This window comes from Paraburkholderia dioscoreae, assembly GCF_902459535.1.
In the GTDB taxonomy this organism is placed as follows: domain Bacteria; phylum Pseudomonadota; class Gammaproteobacteria; order Burkholderiales; family Burkholderiaceae; genus Paraburkholderia; species Paraburkholderia dioscoreae.
Window position 1 is genome coordinate 3509153 of record NZ_LR699553.1, and the last position, 14751, is coordinate 3523903.

At 63.0% G+C, this 14751-nt stretch carries 15 protein-coding genes; 3 read left to right on the plus strand and 12 right to left on the minus strand.

The window, feature by feature from the left end; all coding sequences use genetic code 11:
* Nucleotides 1-381 precede the first annotated feature (381 nt).
* Nucleotides 382-1616 (plus strand): IS3 family transposase gene (locus tag PDMSB3_RS15775; RefSeq protein WP_085954161.1). Its coding sequence is split into 2 segments (ribosomal slippage): nucleotides 382-736 and nucleotides 736-1616, totalling 1236 coding nucleotides; the frame shifts between segments, so codons are not numbered across the junction.
* A gap of 579 nt (nucleotides 1617-2195) precedes the next feature.
* On the opposite strand, the gene PDMSB3_RS15780 is transcribed toward PDMSB3_RS15775, so the two are convergent.
* From PDMSB3_RS15780 to PDMSB3_RS15835, 12 genes are all read right to left on the minus strand, one after another.
* On the minus strand, nucleotides 2196-2834 hold the full coding sequence (locus tag PDMSB3_RS15780; protein WP_007180787.1) for a peroxiredoxin: 639 nt from the start codon (nucleotides 2832-2834) through the stop codon (nucleotides 2196-2198).
* Between the two features lie 93 nt (nucleotides 2835-2927).
* Nucleotides 2928-4010: a porin gene (locus PDMSB3_RS15785; RefSeq protein WP_007180786.1), complete on the minus strand. Its 1083-nt coding sequence runs from the start codon at nucleotides 4008-4010 to the stop codon at nucleotides 2928-2930.
* Between the two features lie 111 nt (nucleotides 4011-4121).
* Nucleotides 4122-4913 (minus strand): ABC transporter ATP-binding protein, encoded by a 792-nt coding sequence (locus tag PDMSB3_RS15790; protein ID WP_007180785.1) that lies wholly within the window; start codon nucleotides 4911-4913, stop codon nucleotides 4122-4124.
* A complete protein-coding gene (locus PDMSB3_RS15795; RefSeq protein ID WP_007180784.1) occupies nucleotides 4900-5673 on the minus strand; it encodes an ATP-binding cassette domain-containing protein in 774 nt (257 codons plus the stop codon). Before PDMSB3_RS15795 ends, PDMSB3_RS15790 begins: the two co-directional genes overlap by 14 nt.
* Nucleotides 5670-6701, minus strand: a complete 1032-nt coding sequence (locus tag PDMSB3_RS15800) for a branched-chain amino acid ABC transporter permease (RefSeq protein ID WP_007180783.1) — start codon at nucleotides 6699-6701, stop codon at nucleotides 5670-5672. Before PDMSB3_RS15800 ends, PDMSB3_RS15795 begins: the two co-directional genes overlap by 4 nt.
* A gap of 7 nt (nucleotides 6702-6708) precedes the next feature.
* Nucleotides 6709-7584, minus strand: a complete 876-nt coding sequence (locus tag PDMSB3_RS15805; RefSeq protein WP_007180782.1) for a branched-chain amino acid ABC transporter permease — start codon at nucleotides 7582-7584, stop codon at nucleotides 6709-6711.
* A gap of 8 nt (nucleotides 7585-7592) precedes the next feature.
* Nucleotides 7593-8810 (minus strand): ABC transporter substrate-binding protein, encoded by a 1218-nt coding sequence (locus PDMSB3_RS15810; protein ID WP_165186877.1) that lies wholly within the window; start codon nucleotides 8808-8810, stop codon nucleotides 7593-7595.
* Nucleotides 8811-8839: 29 nt separating this feature from the next.
* The gene (locus tag PDMSB3_RS15815) at nucleotides 8840-9541 is read right to left on the minus strand and encodes an enoyl-CoA hydratase/isomerase family protein (RefSeq protein ID WP_165186880.1); all 702 of its coding nucleotides are present in this window, start codon (nucleotides 9539-9541) and stop codon (nucleotides 8840-8842) included.
* A gap of 8 nt (nucleotides 9542-9549) precedes the next feature.
* Nucleotides 9550-10839 carry an LLM class flavin-dependent oxidoreductase gene (locus tag PDMSB3_RS15820; RefSeq protein WP_007180779.1) on the minus strand — a complete coding sequence of 430 codons (1290 nt, stop codon included), beginning with the start codon at nucleotides 10837-10839 and terminating at the stop codon, nucleotides 9550-9552.
* Entirely contained in the window at nucleotides 10836-12014 is a 1179-nt protein-coding gene (locus PDMSB3_RS15825; RefSeq protein WP_007180778.1) for an LLM class flavin-dependent oxidoreductase, read from the minus strand. Before PDMSB3_RS15825 ends, PDMSB3_RS15820 begins: the two co-directional genes overlap by 4 nt.
* A 43-nt stretch (nucleotides 12015-12057) precedes the next feature.
* Nucleotides 12058-12492 carry a GlcG/HbpS family heme-binding protein gene (locus tag PDMSB3_RS15830; protein ID WP_007180777.1) on the minus strand — a complete coding sequence of 145 codons (435 nt, stop codon included), beginning with the start codon at nucleotides 12490-12492 and terminating at the stop codon, nucleotides 12058-12060.
* Nucleotides 12485-13420 (minus strand): dihydrodipicolinate synthase family protein, encoded by a 936-nt coding sequence (locus PDMSB3_RS15835; RefSeq protein ID WP_165186883.1) that lies wholly within the window; start codon nucleotides 13418-13420, stop codon nucleotides 12485-12487. The genes PDMSB3_RS15830 and PDMSB3_RS15835 overlap by 8 nt, the downstream gene beginning before the upstream one ends.
* Nucleotides 13421-13586: 166 nt before the next feature.
* Here PDMSB3_RS15835 and PDMSB3_RS15840 point away from each other — a divergent pair, with 166 nt between their 5' ends.
* Together PDMSB3_RS15840 and PDMSB3_RS15845 are read left to right on the plus strand one after the other, a co-directional pair.
* Nucleotides 13587-14291 carry a peroxiredoxin gene (locus PDMSB3_RS15840; protein WP_007180775.1) on the plus strand — a complete coding sequence of 235 codons (705 nt, stop codon included), beginning with the start codon at nucleotides 13587-13589 and terminating at the stop codon, nucleotides 14289-14291.
* Nucleotides 14288-14734 carry an ArsR/SmtB family transcription factor gene (locus PDMSB3_RS15845; RefSeq protein ID WP_007180774.1) on the plus strand — a complete coding sequence of 149 codons (447 nt, stop codon included), beginning with the start codon at nucleotides 14288-14290 and terminating at the stop codon, nucleotides 14732-14734. Before PDMSB3_RS15840 ends, PDMSB3_RS15845 begins: the two co-directional genes overlap by 4 nt.
* Nucleotides 14735-14751: the final 17 nt, after the last annotated feature.

The following is a 14751-nucleotide window of genomic DNA, read 5'->3' on the forward strand; positions in this document are numbered from 1 at the left end:
CGTCGTCGTAACGGGCGCTGTATTTTCCGTAGCCGACGAACTCGTAGTGAATGTTCATCGCCTGAATATGTGACGATGCCCAGAACGTCCATACCCATTGGCTGCCTGCCTCGTTGACGCTCCGAGCAGCGTCTCCGTCCGGCCCATGCGGGATGCATGCGGGAAGAGAGTTGCCGCGCCCATCCGGGCAATACCAAACTTCATGAAGGTAACAGTCGCGCGGGAAAAAGGACCACGTGCCCACGGCTTCGACTCGGACTTATGGCGAAATCGTGATGTTCAGGCGCTAATCAAACGCAAGTTTGATATTTACCATTCTGGGGCGGCCCCCGTGAAAACCGGACACGAGGAACGCTTAAACTTTGAGGTAGTCTTACGCCTATGTTTAAGCCCAGCTCTAACGTGGAACCCATTGAAGTTTTGACCCAGCCCGAACAGCGCCGCAGGCGCTCTGTCGAGGAAAAGCTTGCGATAGTGCGCGAGACCTTCGAGCCCGGCGCAACCGTTTCCGGAGTTGCCCGTCGTCATCAAGTGAATGCAAACCAGGTGTTCGCCTGGCGCAAGCTCTATCAGGACGGAAGCCTGTCAGCGGTCAGTGCCGGCGAGCATGTGGTACCGGCATCGGACCTGGCCGAAGCGATGAAACAGATTCGTGAACTCCAGCGATTGCTGGGCAAGAAGACGATGGAAGTGGAAATCCTCCGCGAAGCAGTGGAGTACGGCCGGGCAAAAAAATTGATTGCGCGCTCACCATTGCTGCCAGGGGACGACCGATGAAGACGGTCTGTAATGTCCTGGGTGTGTCGCGCTCTAATCTCGCAGTGAAAATAAAGCGCGACGCCGAATGGGTCGACAAGCGCAAGACACCCGCCCGTGACGACATGCCGCTCGTTGCCGAGCTCCAGGAGTTGGTTGCTGATTTGCCTACTTACGGCTACCGGCGCGCCTGGGCTCTCCTACGCCGAAACCGGGAGGCACAGGGACAGCCTCGGGTTAATGCAAAACGGGTTTATCGGGTCATGCATACCCACGGCCTGCTGCTTGAGCGCCGCCCTCGACATCCCGAATCCAGGCGCCGGCACGATGGAAGGGTCGCGGTGGACCAGAGCAATGCGCGCTGGTGCTCGGACGGCTTCGAATTCCGCTGTGATGACGGCTCGCCGCTGCGCGTCATCTTTGCACTGGACTGCTGTGACCGGGAAGCCATGAGCTGGGCTGCGACCACTGGAGGCTATACCGGAGACATGGTGCGTGATGTCATGCTTCAAGCTGTAGAAAACCGTTTCGATGGTGCGTTAAAGGCCGACAACGAAATCGAATGGCTCAGCGACAACGGTTCCTGCTACATTGCCGAGGAGACGCTGACGTTCTCGAAAAAAGTGGGCCTGAAACCCATCACGACGCCGGTCAGAAGTCCGCAGAGCAACGGAATGGCCGAGAGCTTCGTCAAAACGATGAAGAGAGACTACGTCTCGTGGATGCCCAAGCCGGACGCGAGAACGGCGTTGCACAACCTGGCCATCGCGTTTGACCACTACAACGAGTCGCATCCGCACAGCGCCCTGAAATACTGCTCACCACGCGAGTTTCGCCAGCGAGCAGATTCACCAACCTAAGCGTGACCGCATGTCCGGTCATGCAGGGGCAAGTCCACATTCCAACGGGTACGTTCGCCAGCTCGTTGTGGAGTTGGAACTCTCCCATCTGATGCATCCACCTAAACGGCGAACCGAAACACGTCTTACAGTCAACGATGAGCTACTTGCGTGGGTAGCCAGTCACCCCGGCAGCACGGCATGGACGGCGACCACTGGAATAACGCACGCCTGCGCGCAGTAATCCACAAGCGCGTGGGGGTGGAGTATTCCAGAGGCTATATCCGGGAGATCGCCATACATACCGGCGTGGGCGACCTGATTACCAGGCGGCGAAACTGAATCACTTGCACCATTCAAGGCGGCATGCGGAAACGATACCCGACACGTTGTGCAGACAGCAAGGGAACCGCTTGCAGTATTCGCCTGATCTGTCTGGCGACCCGCCTTTAAGCCCCCGACGGCACCCTAAGGGGATGGAGCAGACCGTTCCGTTTGGCGTACCAAGCGCCGCTGGATGGCCGGCCAGAGCCAGTGGACTACCGGACGTCCGAAAGTAGGCACCGCACTGCGACAGACACAAGGCTAATATTCATCACCCTACTTGTTCGGCTGCGGTGTCAGGCGCAGATACGGACGCAGCGCCTTATAGCCCTTCGGGAATTTCTGCTTGATGATTTCCTCGTCCTTCAGCGACGGAACGATCACCACGTCATCACCCTGCTTCCAGTTGCCCGGTGTTGCAACCGAGTGACTGTCGGTCAGTTGCAGCGAATCGATCACACGCAGCACTTCGTCGAAGTTACGGCCCGTGCTAGCCGGATAGGTGATGATGAGACGCACCTTCTTCTTCGGGTCGATCACGAACAGCGAGCGCACGGTCAGCGTTTCGTTCGCGTTCGGGTGGATCATGTCGTACAGCTCGGAAACCTTGCGGTCGCCGTCCGCGAGAATCGGGAAGCCGACATTGGCCGCTTGAGTCTCGTTAATGTCTTTAATCCACTCCTTGTGCGACTCGGCGCTGTCGACCGACAGCGCGATGGTCTTCACGTTGCGCTTCTCGAATTCGTCGGCGAGCTTCGCGGTCAGCCCGAGTTCGGTCGTGCAAACCGGCGTGAAGTCAGCGGGATGCGAAAACAGCACACCCCAGCTATCGCCCAGCCACTCATGGAATTTGATCGGGCCGACACTCGACTGTTGCTCGAAATCCGGTGCGATATCGCCAAGACGTAGACTCATGATGCTCTCCTTTAGAACTTGATAGATGACTGACACGCAGACCCTGCCACTCCGTGCAAAGCCGCCGTCGAATAAACCGGCCCTAAAGCCGACTCAGAAAAACTGATGCACGCCCACGCGTAACGCCGTCTGGTTGGGACTGTTCGACGGCGAAAGCAGCGGAATCGCCGCATTGCCGGAACCTTGCGCGTGCTGATAAACGGCCTGCGCGTAGACAATCGTGCGCTTCGACAGCGAGTAGACGTCGCCCACGCCGACTTCCGTGTAGCGCGTGCCCGTCAGCCACGACGCGTATCCGCCGAACGTCACCATATTGGCCACGCTCGTATGCACATCCGCGCCAAGCTCGACGGTTCTCATGCGGCCCGAACCATAGTCGCTGCTCAGATTGACTTGCGTAAGCACGCCGTGCAGTGCCAGATTCCGGTTGACCGACCATGTCGCCGAAAGACCGCCAATGTCCTGCTTCTTCGCGAGAAAGACGCTGCCCTTCGCGAGCGACTGACCGAGAAAGCTCGTATATCCCAGTTGCGAACCCACGTCGATCGAGTGGTTGCGCCAGCTGCTATAAACCGCAGATGCACGCAACGGCCCGTTCGTGTAGATCACGTCGGCACTGACGACACGCCCCGGCTGCGTCGACGTATCGTCGAAGCCGTAGAGCACGGCTGCCTTGAGACCATGAAAATCCGCCGTCGCGTACTTGACCGAGTTGTTGATCGAGTCGCCGCGAATGCCGAGGTTGTCCAGGTTGGCGGGGTGGAACAGATAGAACGTGTACTGCACGCTGCCGTCCGAATCCAGACGCAGCGTTTCCGTTGTGAGATCCAGTTGACGACCGAGCGTCAGCGCGCCGTAACGATTGCTCGACAGGCCGACCCACGCGAAATGGCTGAACGCCTCACCCGCAATCGTGCCGGCACCCGTGCTCGACAGAAAACCGTTCTGCAGGGCGAAAATCGCCTTGAACTGGCCGCCCAGGTCTTCCGATCCGCGAATGCCGTAGAAGTCAGGCACCGCCACGGGGCCAACGGAGGCGGTGCCGTGCCCCTTGATGTTGCTCGTATAGGTGACGCCTTCGTCGATACTGCCATATAGCGTCACGCTGCTTTGCGCGTGTGCCGCCACCGTGAACACAGCAATCACGGCCCCAAACAGACTATTTAATTTTTTCATAGTTAGTATACCTGATTATATGACCAAAATTTCAACCGTTCCAGACACTGCAGTGTGTGAAGAAAACATGGAACTGACCACCTCGCGTCCACGAGGCGGCGGTGAGCACTTCTACGCTGTCAACCGCCCTTTCCGGTAAGCCGTCAGCAGACGCGCGCGGCCGGAAGGTTGAGCGGGGTTATCGGAAGTCACCACCGTGCCGTGATGCAGCACCACGGCGCGGTGCGCTTCGGTCAATACGAGGTCGAGATCGTGCTCGATCCATACGACAGACCGTTTTGCGTCCTGGCACGCAATGCGCACCAGTTCGCCGATCAACGGCCTCTCATCGTGGCTGAGCCCGGAGGCGGGCTCGTCCAGCAACAGGACGTCCGGATCGCGCAACAACGCGCGCGCCAGATCGACGCGACGCAGCACGCCAAGTGGAAGCTCGCCGCAGTACACATCGCGCAGTTCGGCGAGACCGCATAGCTCGGCCATCGCATACGCTCGCTCGCGGGCCTCGCGCTCCTCGCGACGCGCGCGCCACGGCCGCGCGAGGCTGCCCAGTGCGCCGAGCGAAAACCGCGTCGTCCAGCCGAGCAGAATGTTGTCGAGCACTGTGCGCTCACGCAGGAGCTTGAGTCCCTGAAACGTACGCCCAATACCGAGTCTCGCGACACGATGCGGCGCGAGGCCGTCGATACGCGTGTCGTGCAGCCGTATCTCGCTGCCTGCCGCCGGACGGTAGACACCCGTGATGCAGTTGAGCAGCGCGGACTTGCCCGCGCCGTTCGGGCCGATCAGCGCAAGCACTTCCCCGGCCTGCAGGCACAATTCGACGTCGCGCAGCACCTGAAGCCCGCCGAACGAGAGATTCACGCGCTGGAGGCTCAATACAATCGACGGATCAGACCGTTGCATGGTGATCCTCCGGGCGATCGGCTTCATCGCCGTTCGCGCCAAGTCCCAGCATAAGATCGTGGATCGTGCTGAGATCGTCCTGTGACAACGTGCCGAACGTACGCAGCAGACGTCCGCGATCCAGCACGGCGGCAGTGTTGGCGAGCGCGGCAAGCCATTGCGAATCGGACTCCGCGACGAGCATCGTAAGACCGGCTTCGCGGCGCAAACGCGCGAGCCGTTCGCACAGATCCTCGATTACCGGCACGGCGAGCCCGAGCGTCGGTTCATCGAGCAATAGCAGTTGCGGCGAGGCGAGCAAAGCCATGCCGATGCCGAGCATCTGCTGCTCGCCGCCCGAGAGGTTGCCCGCGAGCGAGCCTCTGCGTTCGGCAAGTCGCGGAAACCATCCCAGTACGTCGTCGAGACGAATCGTGTTGTTGCGCGTGCGCGCGGCGCCGATCCGCAGATTGTCGGCGACGCTCAGCAAACCGAATACCTTCTCACGGTCCGGCACGAGGCGCACACCCTGCCTGATACGCTGCGCGATATCGCCCGTACGCAAGACCACGCCGCCGAACACCGCTTCACCGCTGACACGTTGGCCGCGCAGGCGTAAACCCGCCAGCGCGCCGAGCACGGAAGTCTTGCCCGCACCATTGTTGCCCGCGAGCACCAGACTCGTACCGCGAGCAATGGAGAACGAGACGTGGTCCACCGCGCGATCCACGCCGTACGTAATCGACAGCGCGCGCACTTCCATAAGCTGCGCTTCAGTCACGGTTCCCTCCGCGCGGCGGATGCAGCGCCAGGGCGCAGAATGACGCGCCTCGCGCGCGCCGGAAGATCGAGCAACGCACAGACGAGCAGCGCGCCGAGCAACATGTTGTCGATGCCCGCAAGGCGCGTGGTGGCATCGATACCCAGCGTGGCGAGGACCGCCGCAATGGCGTCGGGCAGCACGACGATCGCATACGAGGCGACCACCGCGCCCACGAGTCCGCCCGCGCCGCCGAGCGCGACGACCGTGAGATACATGATGGCCAGATGCAGCGAATAGCCCGTCGCCTGAACATTGCCCAGCCGGTATCCGTCGATGGCGCCCGATGCGGCGATCACCGCAGACGTCAACGCGAAGACCGTGAGCCGTGCACGCACAGGCGAAACGCCCAGTGTCGCGGCCGCCGTCGGCTCCATGCGAAGGAGAGCCCACTCGCGTCCCACATGGCCGCGCTGGAGGCTGCGAAACAGCACATAGACGCCGAGCAGAAGCACGATCGTCATCCCCCACCATTTCGCCGGCGTATCGATCGCGAGGCCCGCAATATGCGGTGACTCGAGCATGAAGCCGCTTGCGTAGGTAAACTTAAGATCGAGGTCGGTCGCGACGATCTGCACGACATGCTGCAATGCCAGCGTGCCGACCGCCAGATAAAGCCCTGAAACACGTAACGTGAGCAACGCGACACCCGCGCCGGCGGCGAAACCGAGAACGAGCGCGAGCAGAAGGGCCGGCAGCATACCCAAGCCCCATTGCGTCGCAAGAATGCCCGCCGAAAACGCGCCGATTGCCATGAAAGCGGCGGTGCCGAGCGAGGGTAGGCCCGCGGATCCCGAAAGGACCGTGAGCGCCATCGCGCCGAGCGCCATCACACCACCGCTGGATGCAATGTAAAGCCCATAGCCGCCCAGCGCGAACGGCGCCCCGAGTGCCGCGATCGCCACCGCGAGCAGCGCGGGCTGCACGGCGCCGCGAGGAAAGATCGTGCGCGTATGCGGTTCCAGCGCACCTGATTGAAGACTCGACATGCTCAGCTCAACTTCTCGAAATGTGTTCGACGCGTCCGCTCAACCCCGCCGGCCGCAGGGCCAGCAGAAGTACCAGCAGGACGACCGGCACGGCGACGCTGTAACGCGCGTCGAACCAGAGGCTCGTGAGGTTCTCGCCGAGGGCGAGCGCGAACGCGCCCGCGAGTGCGCCCGCGGGACTCGTCAATCCGCCCATGATCGCCGCGACGATCCCCGAGAAACCCACAGCGGCCCCGCTGATCGACACGGCCGATATTGCCCCTGAAAAGATTCCGCCCACGGCGCTCAGCATCGACGCGACGATCCAGACGGCCGCGAACCAGCGCGCTGCGGGAATGCCGCTCAGTACCGCGAGCGTCCAGTTGCCCGCTACAGCCTGCAGTTCGATCCCGGCGCGCGACTGGTAGAACGCGAACAGGAGCACGCCGATCAGCGCCGCGCCGATCACCACGATGCACGCACTGACCGCGGAGAACGTCACGCCGCCCCATGCAAGCATGGGATGCGGCAGCGGCAGTTGCACGGTTTCCCCGCTCCATACCGAAGACATCAGGCCCGTAAGAAAGATGCTCACGGCGATGGTGACGACCGTCCCGACAAAGTAATCGCCCGCCGCGGACAGCTGCCGGAGCAGCGCGAATAGCAGCCAGCCGATCAGCGCGGCCACGACGAGCGCACCGGCCACGCCCAGCGCGAAACCCCACACGCCGCCGCCCGCTGCGCGAGCGATGCCGTTCATCACATAGGCGCTCGTCATGCCGATCTCGCCCACGCAAAACATCAGCACGCGGCTCGTGCGCCACGCAAGCACCACGGCGAGCGCAAGCAACGCGTAAGTTACGGCGCTGCTCAGCAGATCGAGCGAGAAAGACCAGACGTTCATCACAATCCTCAGGGCGTGAGCTTGCCGTCGCTCGCAATGCGCTGCCAGCCGCCCACCGCAGAAAGAGACTTGCCCGCTGCGTCGTAGCGATACAGACGCCACGCGGACGGTCCATAGTGGTCGTTCGGCGTGAAGGTGAGACGCGCGCCCGTGAGACCGCCGCTGTCGATGTCCACGTTCTCCAGCGCGGCCCGCAGCGCATCGGGGCCGCACGCGCCCTGGCAACGGCGCAGCGCGTCGGTCACGACGAGCCCCAGTGCCCAGCCGCCCGCGTAACTCGCGTCGTCGTCTGGCATGTGGGCGGCGGCGAGCGCGGTGCGCAGCGCGCTCGCTTGCGAACCGGCGCCGTCGCCATGCGTCACGAAACGCGTGAAGCTGTAGACCTGAAGTTTCGAGTTCGCCGGAACGGCATCGATCAGCGTCTTGTCGCCGATGCCGGTGTCCATCGAGAGAAAGATCCCGCTATATGCGGAAGCGGCCAGCACCGGCAGCAGAGCGGCAAGATGTTCGCGGCCGATGCAGTCGGCCACGACGTCAGGATTCAGCGACACGATCCTGTCGACGACCGCGCGAAAATCGCGCTGGCTGATGGGCACCGTATAGAGCTCGCCGCGCTGATAGCCTTCGGCCTTTGCCTGTTCGAGGATCTTGTTGCAGCTCAGAATCGAGCCCGGCACTTCGAATGCCACGCACGCGATGGTCTTGCCCTGCGGCCGCAACCGGTGCGCAAAGTGCCCGCCGATTATGCCCGCGAGGCTCAACTCCTGGCCTAGCCCGAACGCATATGGCTTGACCGGCGGAAGCACGATCGGAATGTTGATCGGATTCGACGCGAGCACGGGCAGGCCGAGCTTCTGCGCCGCCGCGTATACAGGCGCGTGCGTGTTGGTCGCGCCAAGGCCGAGCACCGCCGAAACGCTCTCGCTCCTGAGCTGCTCGACCGCGTTGAGCGAGCGTTGCGTGTCGCTCTGGATATCGCGTGTGACGATCTGCACCTGCCGCCCGTTGACGCCGCCTGCGCGATTCAGTTGCGCGATATAGAGCTGGAACGCGTCGAACGTGGGTTTGAGCGTGGTGGACTGCTGCCCCGATGCGTCGACGAGATAGCCGAGCTTGTAGGGTGCTTCGGCTGCTTGCGCCGCCTGCGCCATCGATACCGTTGCGGCCGCAACGGCCGCGATCCGCGCGAGCCCAAGCAGGGTCGCGGCAATCTGTTCTTTTAGCATGATGCGAGTTGGTTTGTGCGTCGTTGGGTTCACGGCTTGCCTTGTTCGATCCACGTCGCGAGGCGCTGCACGGCGGCGCCGAGCGTCGCGTCGTCGGGATAGCGGGCAACGCCCTCGTGATAGTCGCGCAGCAGGCGCAATGCCGAAGGCAGATAGCCTTGCAGACTTTCGATGAGCGCCTGTCCCGCACGCTCGAGTTCGGCGCGCGGCACCACGCGGCTCAGCAGGCCGATGGCGCGCGCTTCCTCCGCCGGCACTGCGCGCCCCGTAATCACGAGCTCCTGCGCGATGCGCGGCGCGATGAAATACGGCGCATACGCGGCCACCACGAGCGGCGCCAGTCCGTGATGGATCTCGTCGAAGCCAAGCACGGCGTCGGCGGCGCCGATCGAAATCGTGCTGTGCAACGCGATGCCCGAGCCGAAACCCAGCGCGCGACCCTGGATCAGCGCAATGCTCACGCCGTCGAAGGCACGCAGCGCGGCATTGGCCTTGAGAATCAGCGTGAGGTTCTGTTCGCGCGTCACATCGGGCACGCGCTCCTTCTGGTCGCGGCCCACGGTGAAGTCGGCGCCTTTGGCGTCGATCAGCAGGAAGCGCGCGCGGCTCTCGCGCGCCGCAGCGAGCGCCGCGATGTAATCGTTCATCATGCGGTACGTGATCGCATTCGATGTCGTGGGACTGTCGAACGTGATACGCGCCACGTCGTCTGTTTTCGTGTACTGCAACATCGCTGACCTCATAGACCTAGATTGGATCGCAGCGTCGTGCCAACCGGCTCGCTGCGAAAAAGACCGCGCTTTTGCAGGTGCGGAATCACGTGTTGGGTGAAATCGGCGAGCCCTTCCGGCAGCACGTCGATCATCAGATTGAAGCCGTCGCAGGCCCGCTCGCTGTGCCACGTCTCGATCGTCGTCGCGACCTGTTCCGGTGTGCCGACCACCTGCAGATGCCCGCCGCCGTTGCGATAAAGAATCTCGCGCACGGTCAGGTTCTCCTGCAGCCCCAGTTCCAGCGCGGCGCGGCGAAATCCCTCCGATCCCTTGAAGGCCGTGTTCTCGCGGATGGCATCGAACGGCAACGGTTTGTCGAGTTCGAGCGCGTCGACGGGAACGCCCACGCGCAGCGCGAGCTTCCTGAGTTCGGCGTTGCCGGCAAGTGCGTCGAGTTCACGTTTGCGTTCGCGCGCCTGCGCTTCAGTGCCGCCCAGCACCGCCAACAGACCGGGCAGCACTGCTACGCGGTTGGGATCCCGGCCGAATGCGCGCGCCCGCGCGCGGATATCCGCGCGGAACGCCTGTGCTCCGGCGAGCGTGTTCTGCGCCGTGAACACGGCGTCGGCCGTGCGTGCGGCCAGCGCGCGGCCCGCTTCGGACGATCCCGCCTGAAACAGCACCGGCGAACCCTGCGGCGAAGGCGGCAGCGTCGCCGGTCCCCGCACGCTGAAGTGCTCGCCGCGATGATCAATGGCGTGTACCTGCGCGGCGTCGACGAACACGCCCGCAGCCTTGTCGCCGACGAGCGCCCGCGGCGACCAGCTCTGCCAGAGCGCCCGCACCACGTCGACGAACTCCTCCGCTCGCGCATAGCGCGACGCGGGCGCCGGCAGCGGCGCGTCGCCGAAATTCGCGGCCACGTCGGGCACGAAGGTCGTCACTACATTCCAGCCGGCACGGCCGCCGCTCAGATGATCGAGCGTCGAGACACGCCGGGCGAGACTGAACGGCTCGTTATAGGTCGTCGACGCCGTGCCCACGAGACCGAGATGGGTGGTCGCGTCCGCTATCGCGGCAAGCGCGAGCAGCGGATCTACCGCGCCGAGATTGGGCCGCTCGAAGTTCTCCTCGCCCACCGCCAGCGTATCGGCAAGAAAAAGCGCGTGCAGACAGCCCGCCTCCGCCGTGCGGCCAAGCTCGCGATAGAACGGCAGCCCGAGCGACGAAAACGCCTCGTCGCGCCGGTAGCGCCATGCGCCCGGATGCATGCCGACACCCAGCACCACCGCGTTCAGGATCAGACCGGTGCTCATACGGCCTTCGACCGCAGGCCGCGCGCTTCGAGCAACGGCACCACGTTCTGCGCGAAGAATTCGAGTTCCGGCGCATAGTCGTAGAAGCCCAGCTGAACGCCGTCGAAGCCTGCTTCGTGCAGCTTCTGCAAGGCGTCGGCCACATCCGTTGGACTCCCAACTATCTGGATATGCCCGCCGAGAACCCGGTCGGCGGGAACGTGCCCCTTCCATCCCTGGGCATCGCCTCCGCTGTGCCGTGCCGTATACGCGCGGATCGACTCGTAATCGGCCTGTGCCACGATCGCGTCGCGATACGCGAAAGCCTCTTCGCGCGTCGGCTTGCAGATGATCATGGGGAAGATGATGACCTTCGGATCGCGGCCCGTTCCCGCATAAGGCTCACGAATCTGCGCGACGTGCTCGGGCAACGCCTCGATAGCGCGCTCGAAGACGGCGCCCGCCGGGCTCGACGTGAACACCACGTCCGAGTGCCGCGACGCGTACTCGAAACCCGCGCGAGAAGCGCTCGCGGAAACCATGATCGGCCGGCCATATTTGGGCCGCGGCGAAACATACGCGCCCTCCAGCCGGTAGAAGCGCCCCTCGTGCGTGAGATTCTCTTCGCCGGCCCAGAGTGTTTCGAGCACGGACGCGAATTCGCTGGCCCGATCGTAGCGTTCGTCGTGCACGATACGTTCCATGCCGAACATGCGCGGCTCCGCGGCATCGTATCCCGTCACGATGTTCAAGCCGAACCTGCCGCCCGCGATGTGATCCACCGTCGCCGCGAAACGCGCGAGATGCAGCGGATGCAGATCGCCATACAGGATATGCACGGTCGAAATGGTGATGAGCCGCCTGGTCAACGCGCTCAGCGCAACCGTGGCCATGAACGGATCGAGGAAATTCTCACGATAGTGCGAAGCGCCGCCAAAGCCTCCCTTCGGCACCCACTGCTGGAGACCGAACGCGAATTCGAAGCCATGCGCTTCCGCGCGCAGCGCGAGCGCGCGGTTGTATTCGAACGACCAGTCGGTCCCGCGCGGATACGTCGACTGCGAGAAGCCGCCGGTCTGGATCGGCAGGAACAGGCCAAGCATCAGCGGTTGCTTTGCTGCCTGGGAAAGCGGGCTGTCGGGGAAATCGAGCGGGCCACGCAGTGCGGTACTGGAATTGACGGTAATGGTAGACATGGTTCTCGCGCCTGGAAAATGAGGTCCCTCGTGCGCCGCGCGCTTACTCCGCGAAGCCGGTCCGTTCGCGGAACCAGGCCACGGCCGCTTCGGCCACGATCAGGTCTTCGTCCGCGGTTCCTGAACTCACACCCACGCCGCCGACGATCGCGCCGTTCACCGTCACCGGCAGACCGCCGCCGATGATGCTGAAGTGCCCGCCGTTCGTGACGTGAATACCGAACGTGCCCTTGCCCGGCACGCAGAGCTGGTTGTAGACGTGCGTGCCCTTGCGCGCGACAGCGCCCGTGAACGCTTTGTCGATCGCGATGCTGATACTGCTGATCTTGCCGCCGTCCATCCGCTCGAACGTGATGAGGTGGCCCGATTCGTCGGTCACGGCGGTGCACATCGGAATGGCAAGTTCAGTGGCTTTCAGGCGTGCGCCTTCAAGCAGGATGGCCGCTTCGGCGACCGAAAGTCGTTGGATTTCAAGCATGATTTTCAGTGACGTGGCTAAGGTCTGTGGATTGGAGATAGGTTGCGATCTGCGCGGCTTCGTCGTCGGTCAGGGTGCCGAACGGCGGGTACGGCTCGCCGATGCAGCGGCCCAACGCGTGCAGCGCCGCCTTCATGGTCGGCAGCAGACCGCGATGCATCCAGCGCGCGGGAAACAGCGAAAACTGCTGTTGCAGTCGCGCGGCTTCGGCTGCGTTGCCGCCGGCGAATGCGGCGATGATCTTCGCGCCCAGTTCGGCAAGCGGCGGCGGCATGGTCGCGCCGCTGCCGCCCAGTTGCAGCGTGATCAGCAGCATTTGCGACGTCGTGAGGTACTGTGCGTGACCCGCGCGATCGATCTGTTCGATGAGCCGTCCCACGCGTGCGAGGTCGCGCGAGCTTTCCTTCACGTACTTCACGCGCTCGAGCTTCGCCAGTTCGACCGTTGCTTCCGGGCCGAGGTCGGCGCCCGGACCGGGATTCAGATAGAGCATGATCGGCAGTTCGGTTTCGCGCGCGATCAACTCGAAATAGCGGACGACCTCCGCCGTGCTGGGCGCGCCGCCGAACGGACGCAACGGCGCGAGCAGCTGGATGGCGTGCGCGCCGAGCGAGGAAGCAAGCTGTCCCAGTTCGACAGCGCTGCGGATCGAAGGATGTGAGATGCCGACCACCACGGGAACCCGGGCGTCGACAGCCTCGACCGTGGCGCGCACGAGCGCCTTGCGCTCCTCGAACGGCAGATAGTGATATTCCTGCGTCTCGACGCCGGCTGCGACCACCATCGTGGCGCGGCAGTCTTCGACCACGTAGTCGATATGAGTAGCGAGCGCAGCGCGATCGACTTTCAGCGACGAATCGAATGGAGTCAGCGGCGGCACGACGAGTGCCGGTGTAGTTTTGACGTTTGTGGATTTGATAGTATTCACTTGTAGATTGCGATAAGTATTAGTAGATTTTCTGGCTCGAAACCGCTAAATTACATTCGTTTCGCATTGAAATCGCAGTATTGATTTCGCACTTTCGCAAGTCAACAAACAAAAAACGCTTTCGTTATTCGCTAACCCAGCAATTCCGCAACAACGGATAAATTGAATGGACAACATCGGAGAAGACTTTCGCGCTCAGCGGCCGCCCTTCCTGTACGAACCCGCGCCCGACTTCGAGGCGCGCTCCACAATGGGAATGGTTTCCTCGGCGGATTACCGCGGAAAATGGCTGCTGTTCTTTTCCCACCCTGCGGATTTCACGCCGGTCTGCACGAGCGAATTGATCGCTTTTGCACGCATCGCTCCGCGTTTCAAGGAGCTTGGCTGCGAGCTTCTCGCGCTTTCCATAGACGGGCTCTACTCACATCTCGCATGGCTGCGCAGTATTCAGGAGCGCTTCAACATAGACATTCCATTTCCTGTCGTTGAAGACCCGTCAATGGCCGTGGCGAAGGCCTATGGCATGCTGCCGCCGAAAGCGGTTTCGTCGAGCACGGTGCGCGGCATGTTCCTGATCGACCCCGAGGGCATCATCAAGGCGATCAGCTGGTATCCCATCTCCACCGGCCGGTCGGTCGAGGAAGCATTCCGCCTCTTCCAGGCAGTCCGAATGACCTGGCAGGAAAATCTCTACGCACCGGCTGACTGGCAACCGGGTTCACCATGCGTGGTGCCGCCACCCAAGACGATCGAGGACGCGTCGAAACGCCTTTCGGAAGACGATGTACTCGACTGGTACTATCAGACTCGCCAGATCGCCCAGGACGCGCCGCCGGAACGCGCACCGGGCAAGCGAGGACGGCGCGCATGAGCGAACACGGAATGGACACACAGGACATCACCGCCATTGCCAATTATTTGCGTATCGTGAGCCATCCCAGCCGGCTCGCGATTGCCATGCTGCTGCTCGACGGTCCGCGCGCGGTCTCCGAAATCGAACTGGCGCTGGGACTGCGTCAGCCCAACCTTTCGCAGCATCTCGGTGTGATGCGCGACGCCCAGGTGCTGACCGCGAGCCGCCGCGCCAAATCGGTCGTCTACGATGTTGCGGACGGACCGCCCAGAATCCTGATGCAGGCGCTACGCCAGTGCGCTCCCGTCAGGACCACGGCCGGGCCTTTGGCGACACCGCTCGTGGCGCAACCGGCAGGCGCCGCATTGGACCGGAAAAACTCGCTCAACGAATCCGACGACGGCCTCATGTTCGCGCAGGTTGTGCAGCGTCAGAGCACGCCTTCGGGGCCGGACAGCTGACATGCGCCCATCCGTCG

Bases quoted from the DNA above. Each gene is read 5' to 3' on its own strand.
- PDMSB3_RS15780 (WP_007180787.1), bottom strand. From the start codon at position 2,834: ATGAGTCTACGTCTTGGCGATATCGCACCGGATTTCGAGCAACAGTCG.
- PDMSB3_RS15785 (WP_007180786.1), bottom strand. From the start codon at position 4,010: ATGAAAAAATTAAATAGTCTGTTTGGGGCCGTGATTGCTGTGTTCACG.
- PDMSB3_RS15790 (WP_007180785.1), bottom strand. From the start codon at position 4,913: ATGCAACGGTCTGATCCGTCGATTGTATTGAGCCTCCAGCGCGTGAAT.
- PDMSB3_RS15800 (WP_007180783.1), bottom strand. From the start codon at position 6,701: ATGTCGAGTCTTCAATCAGGTGCGCTGGAACCGCATACGCGCACGATC.
- PDMSB3_RS15805 (WP_007180782.1), bottom strand. From the start codon at position 7,584: ATGAACGTCTGGTCTTTCTCGCTCGATCTGCTGAGCAGCGCCGTAACT.
- PDMSB3_RS15810 (WP_165186877.1), bottom strand. From the start codon at position 8,810: ATGCTAAAAGAACAGATTGCCGCGACCCTGCTTGGGCTCGCGCGGATC.
- PDMSB3_RS15815 (WP_165186880.1), bottom strand. From the start codon at position 9,541: ATGTTGCAGTACACGAAAACAGACGACGTGGCGCGTATCACGTTCGAC.
- PDMSB3_RS15820 (WP_007180779.1), bottom strand. From the start codon at position 10,839: ATGAGCACCGGTCTGATCCTGAACGCGGTGGTGCTGGGTGTCGGCATG.
- PDMSB3_RS15825 (WP_007180778.1), bottom strand. From the start codon at position 12,014: ATGTCTACCATTACCGTCAATTCCAGTACCGCACTGCGTGGCCCGCTC.
- PDMSB3_RS15830 (WP_007180777.1), bottom strand. From the start codon at position 12,492: ATGCTTGAAATCCAACGACTTTCGGTCGCCGAAGCGGCCATCCTGCTT.
- PDMSB3_RS15840 (WP_007180775.1), top strand. From the start codon at position 13,587: ATGGACAACATCGGAGAAGACTTTCGCGCTCAGCGGCCGCCCTTCCTG.
- PDMSB3_RS15845 (WP_007180774.1), top strand. From the start codon at position 14,288: ATGAGCGAACACGGAATGGACACACAGGACATCACCGCCATTGCCAAT.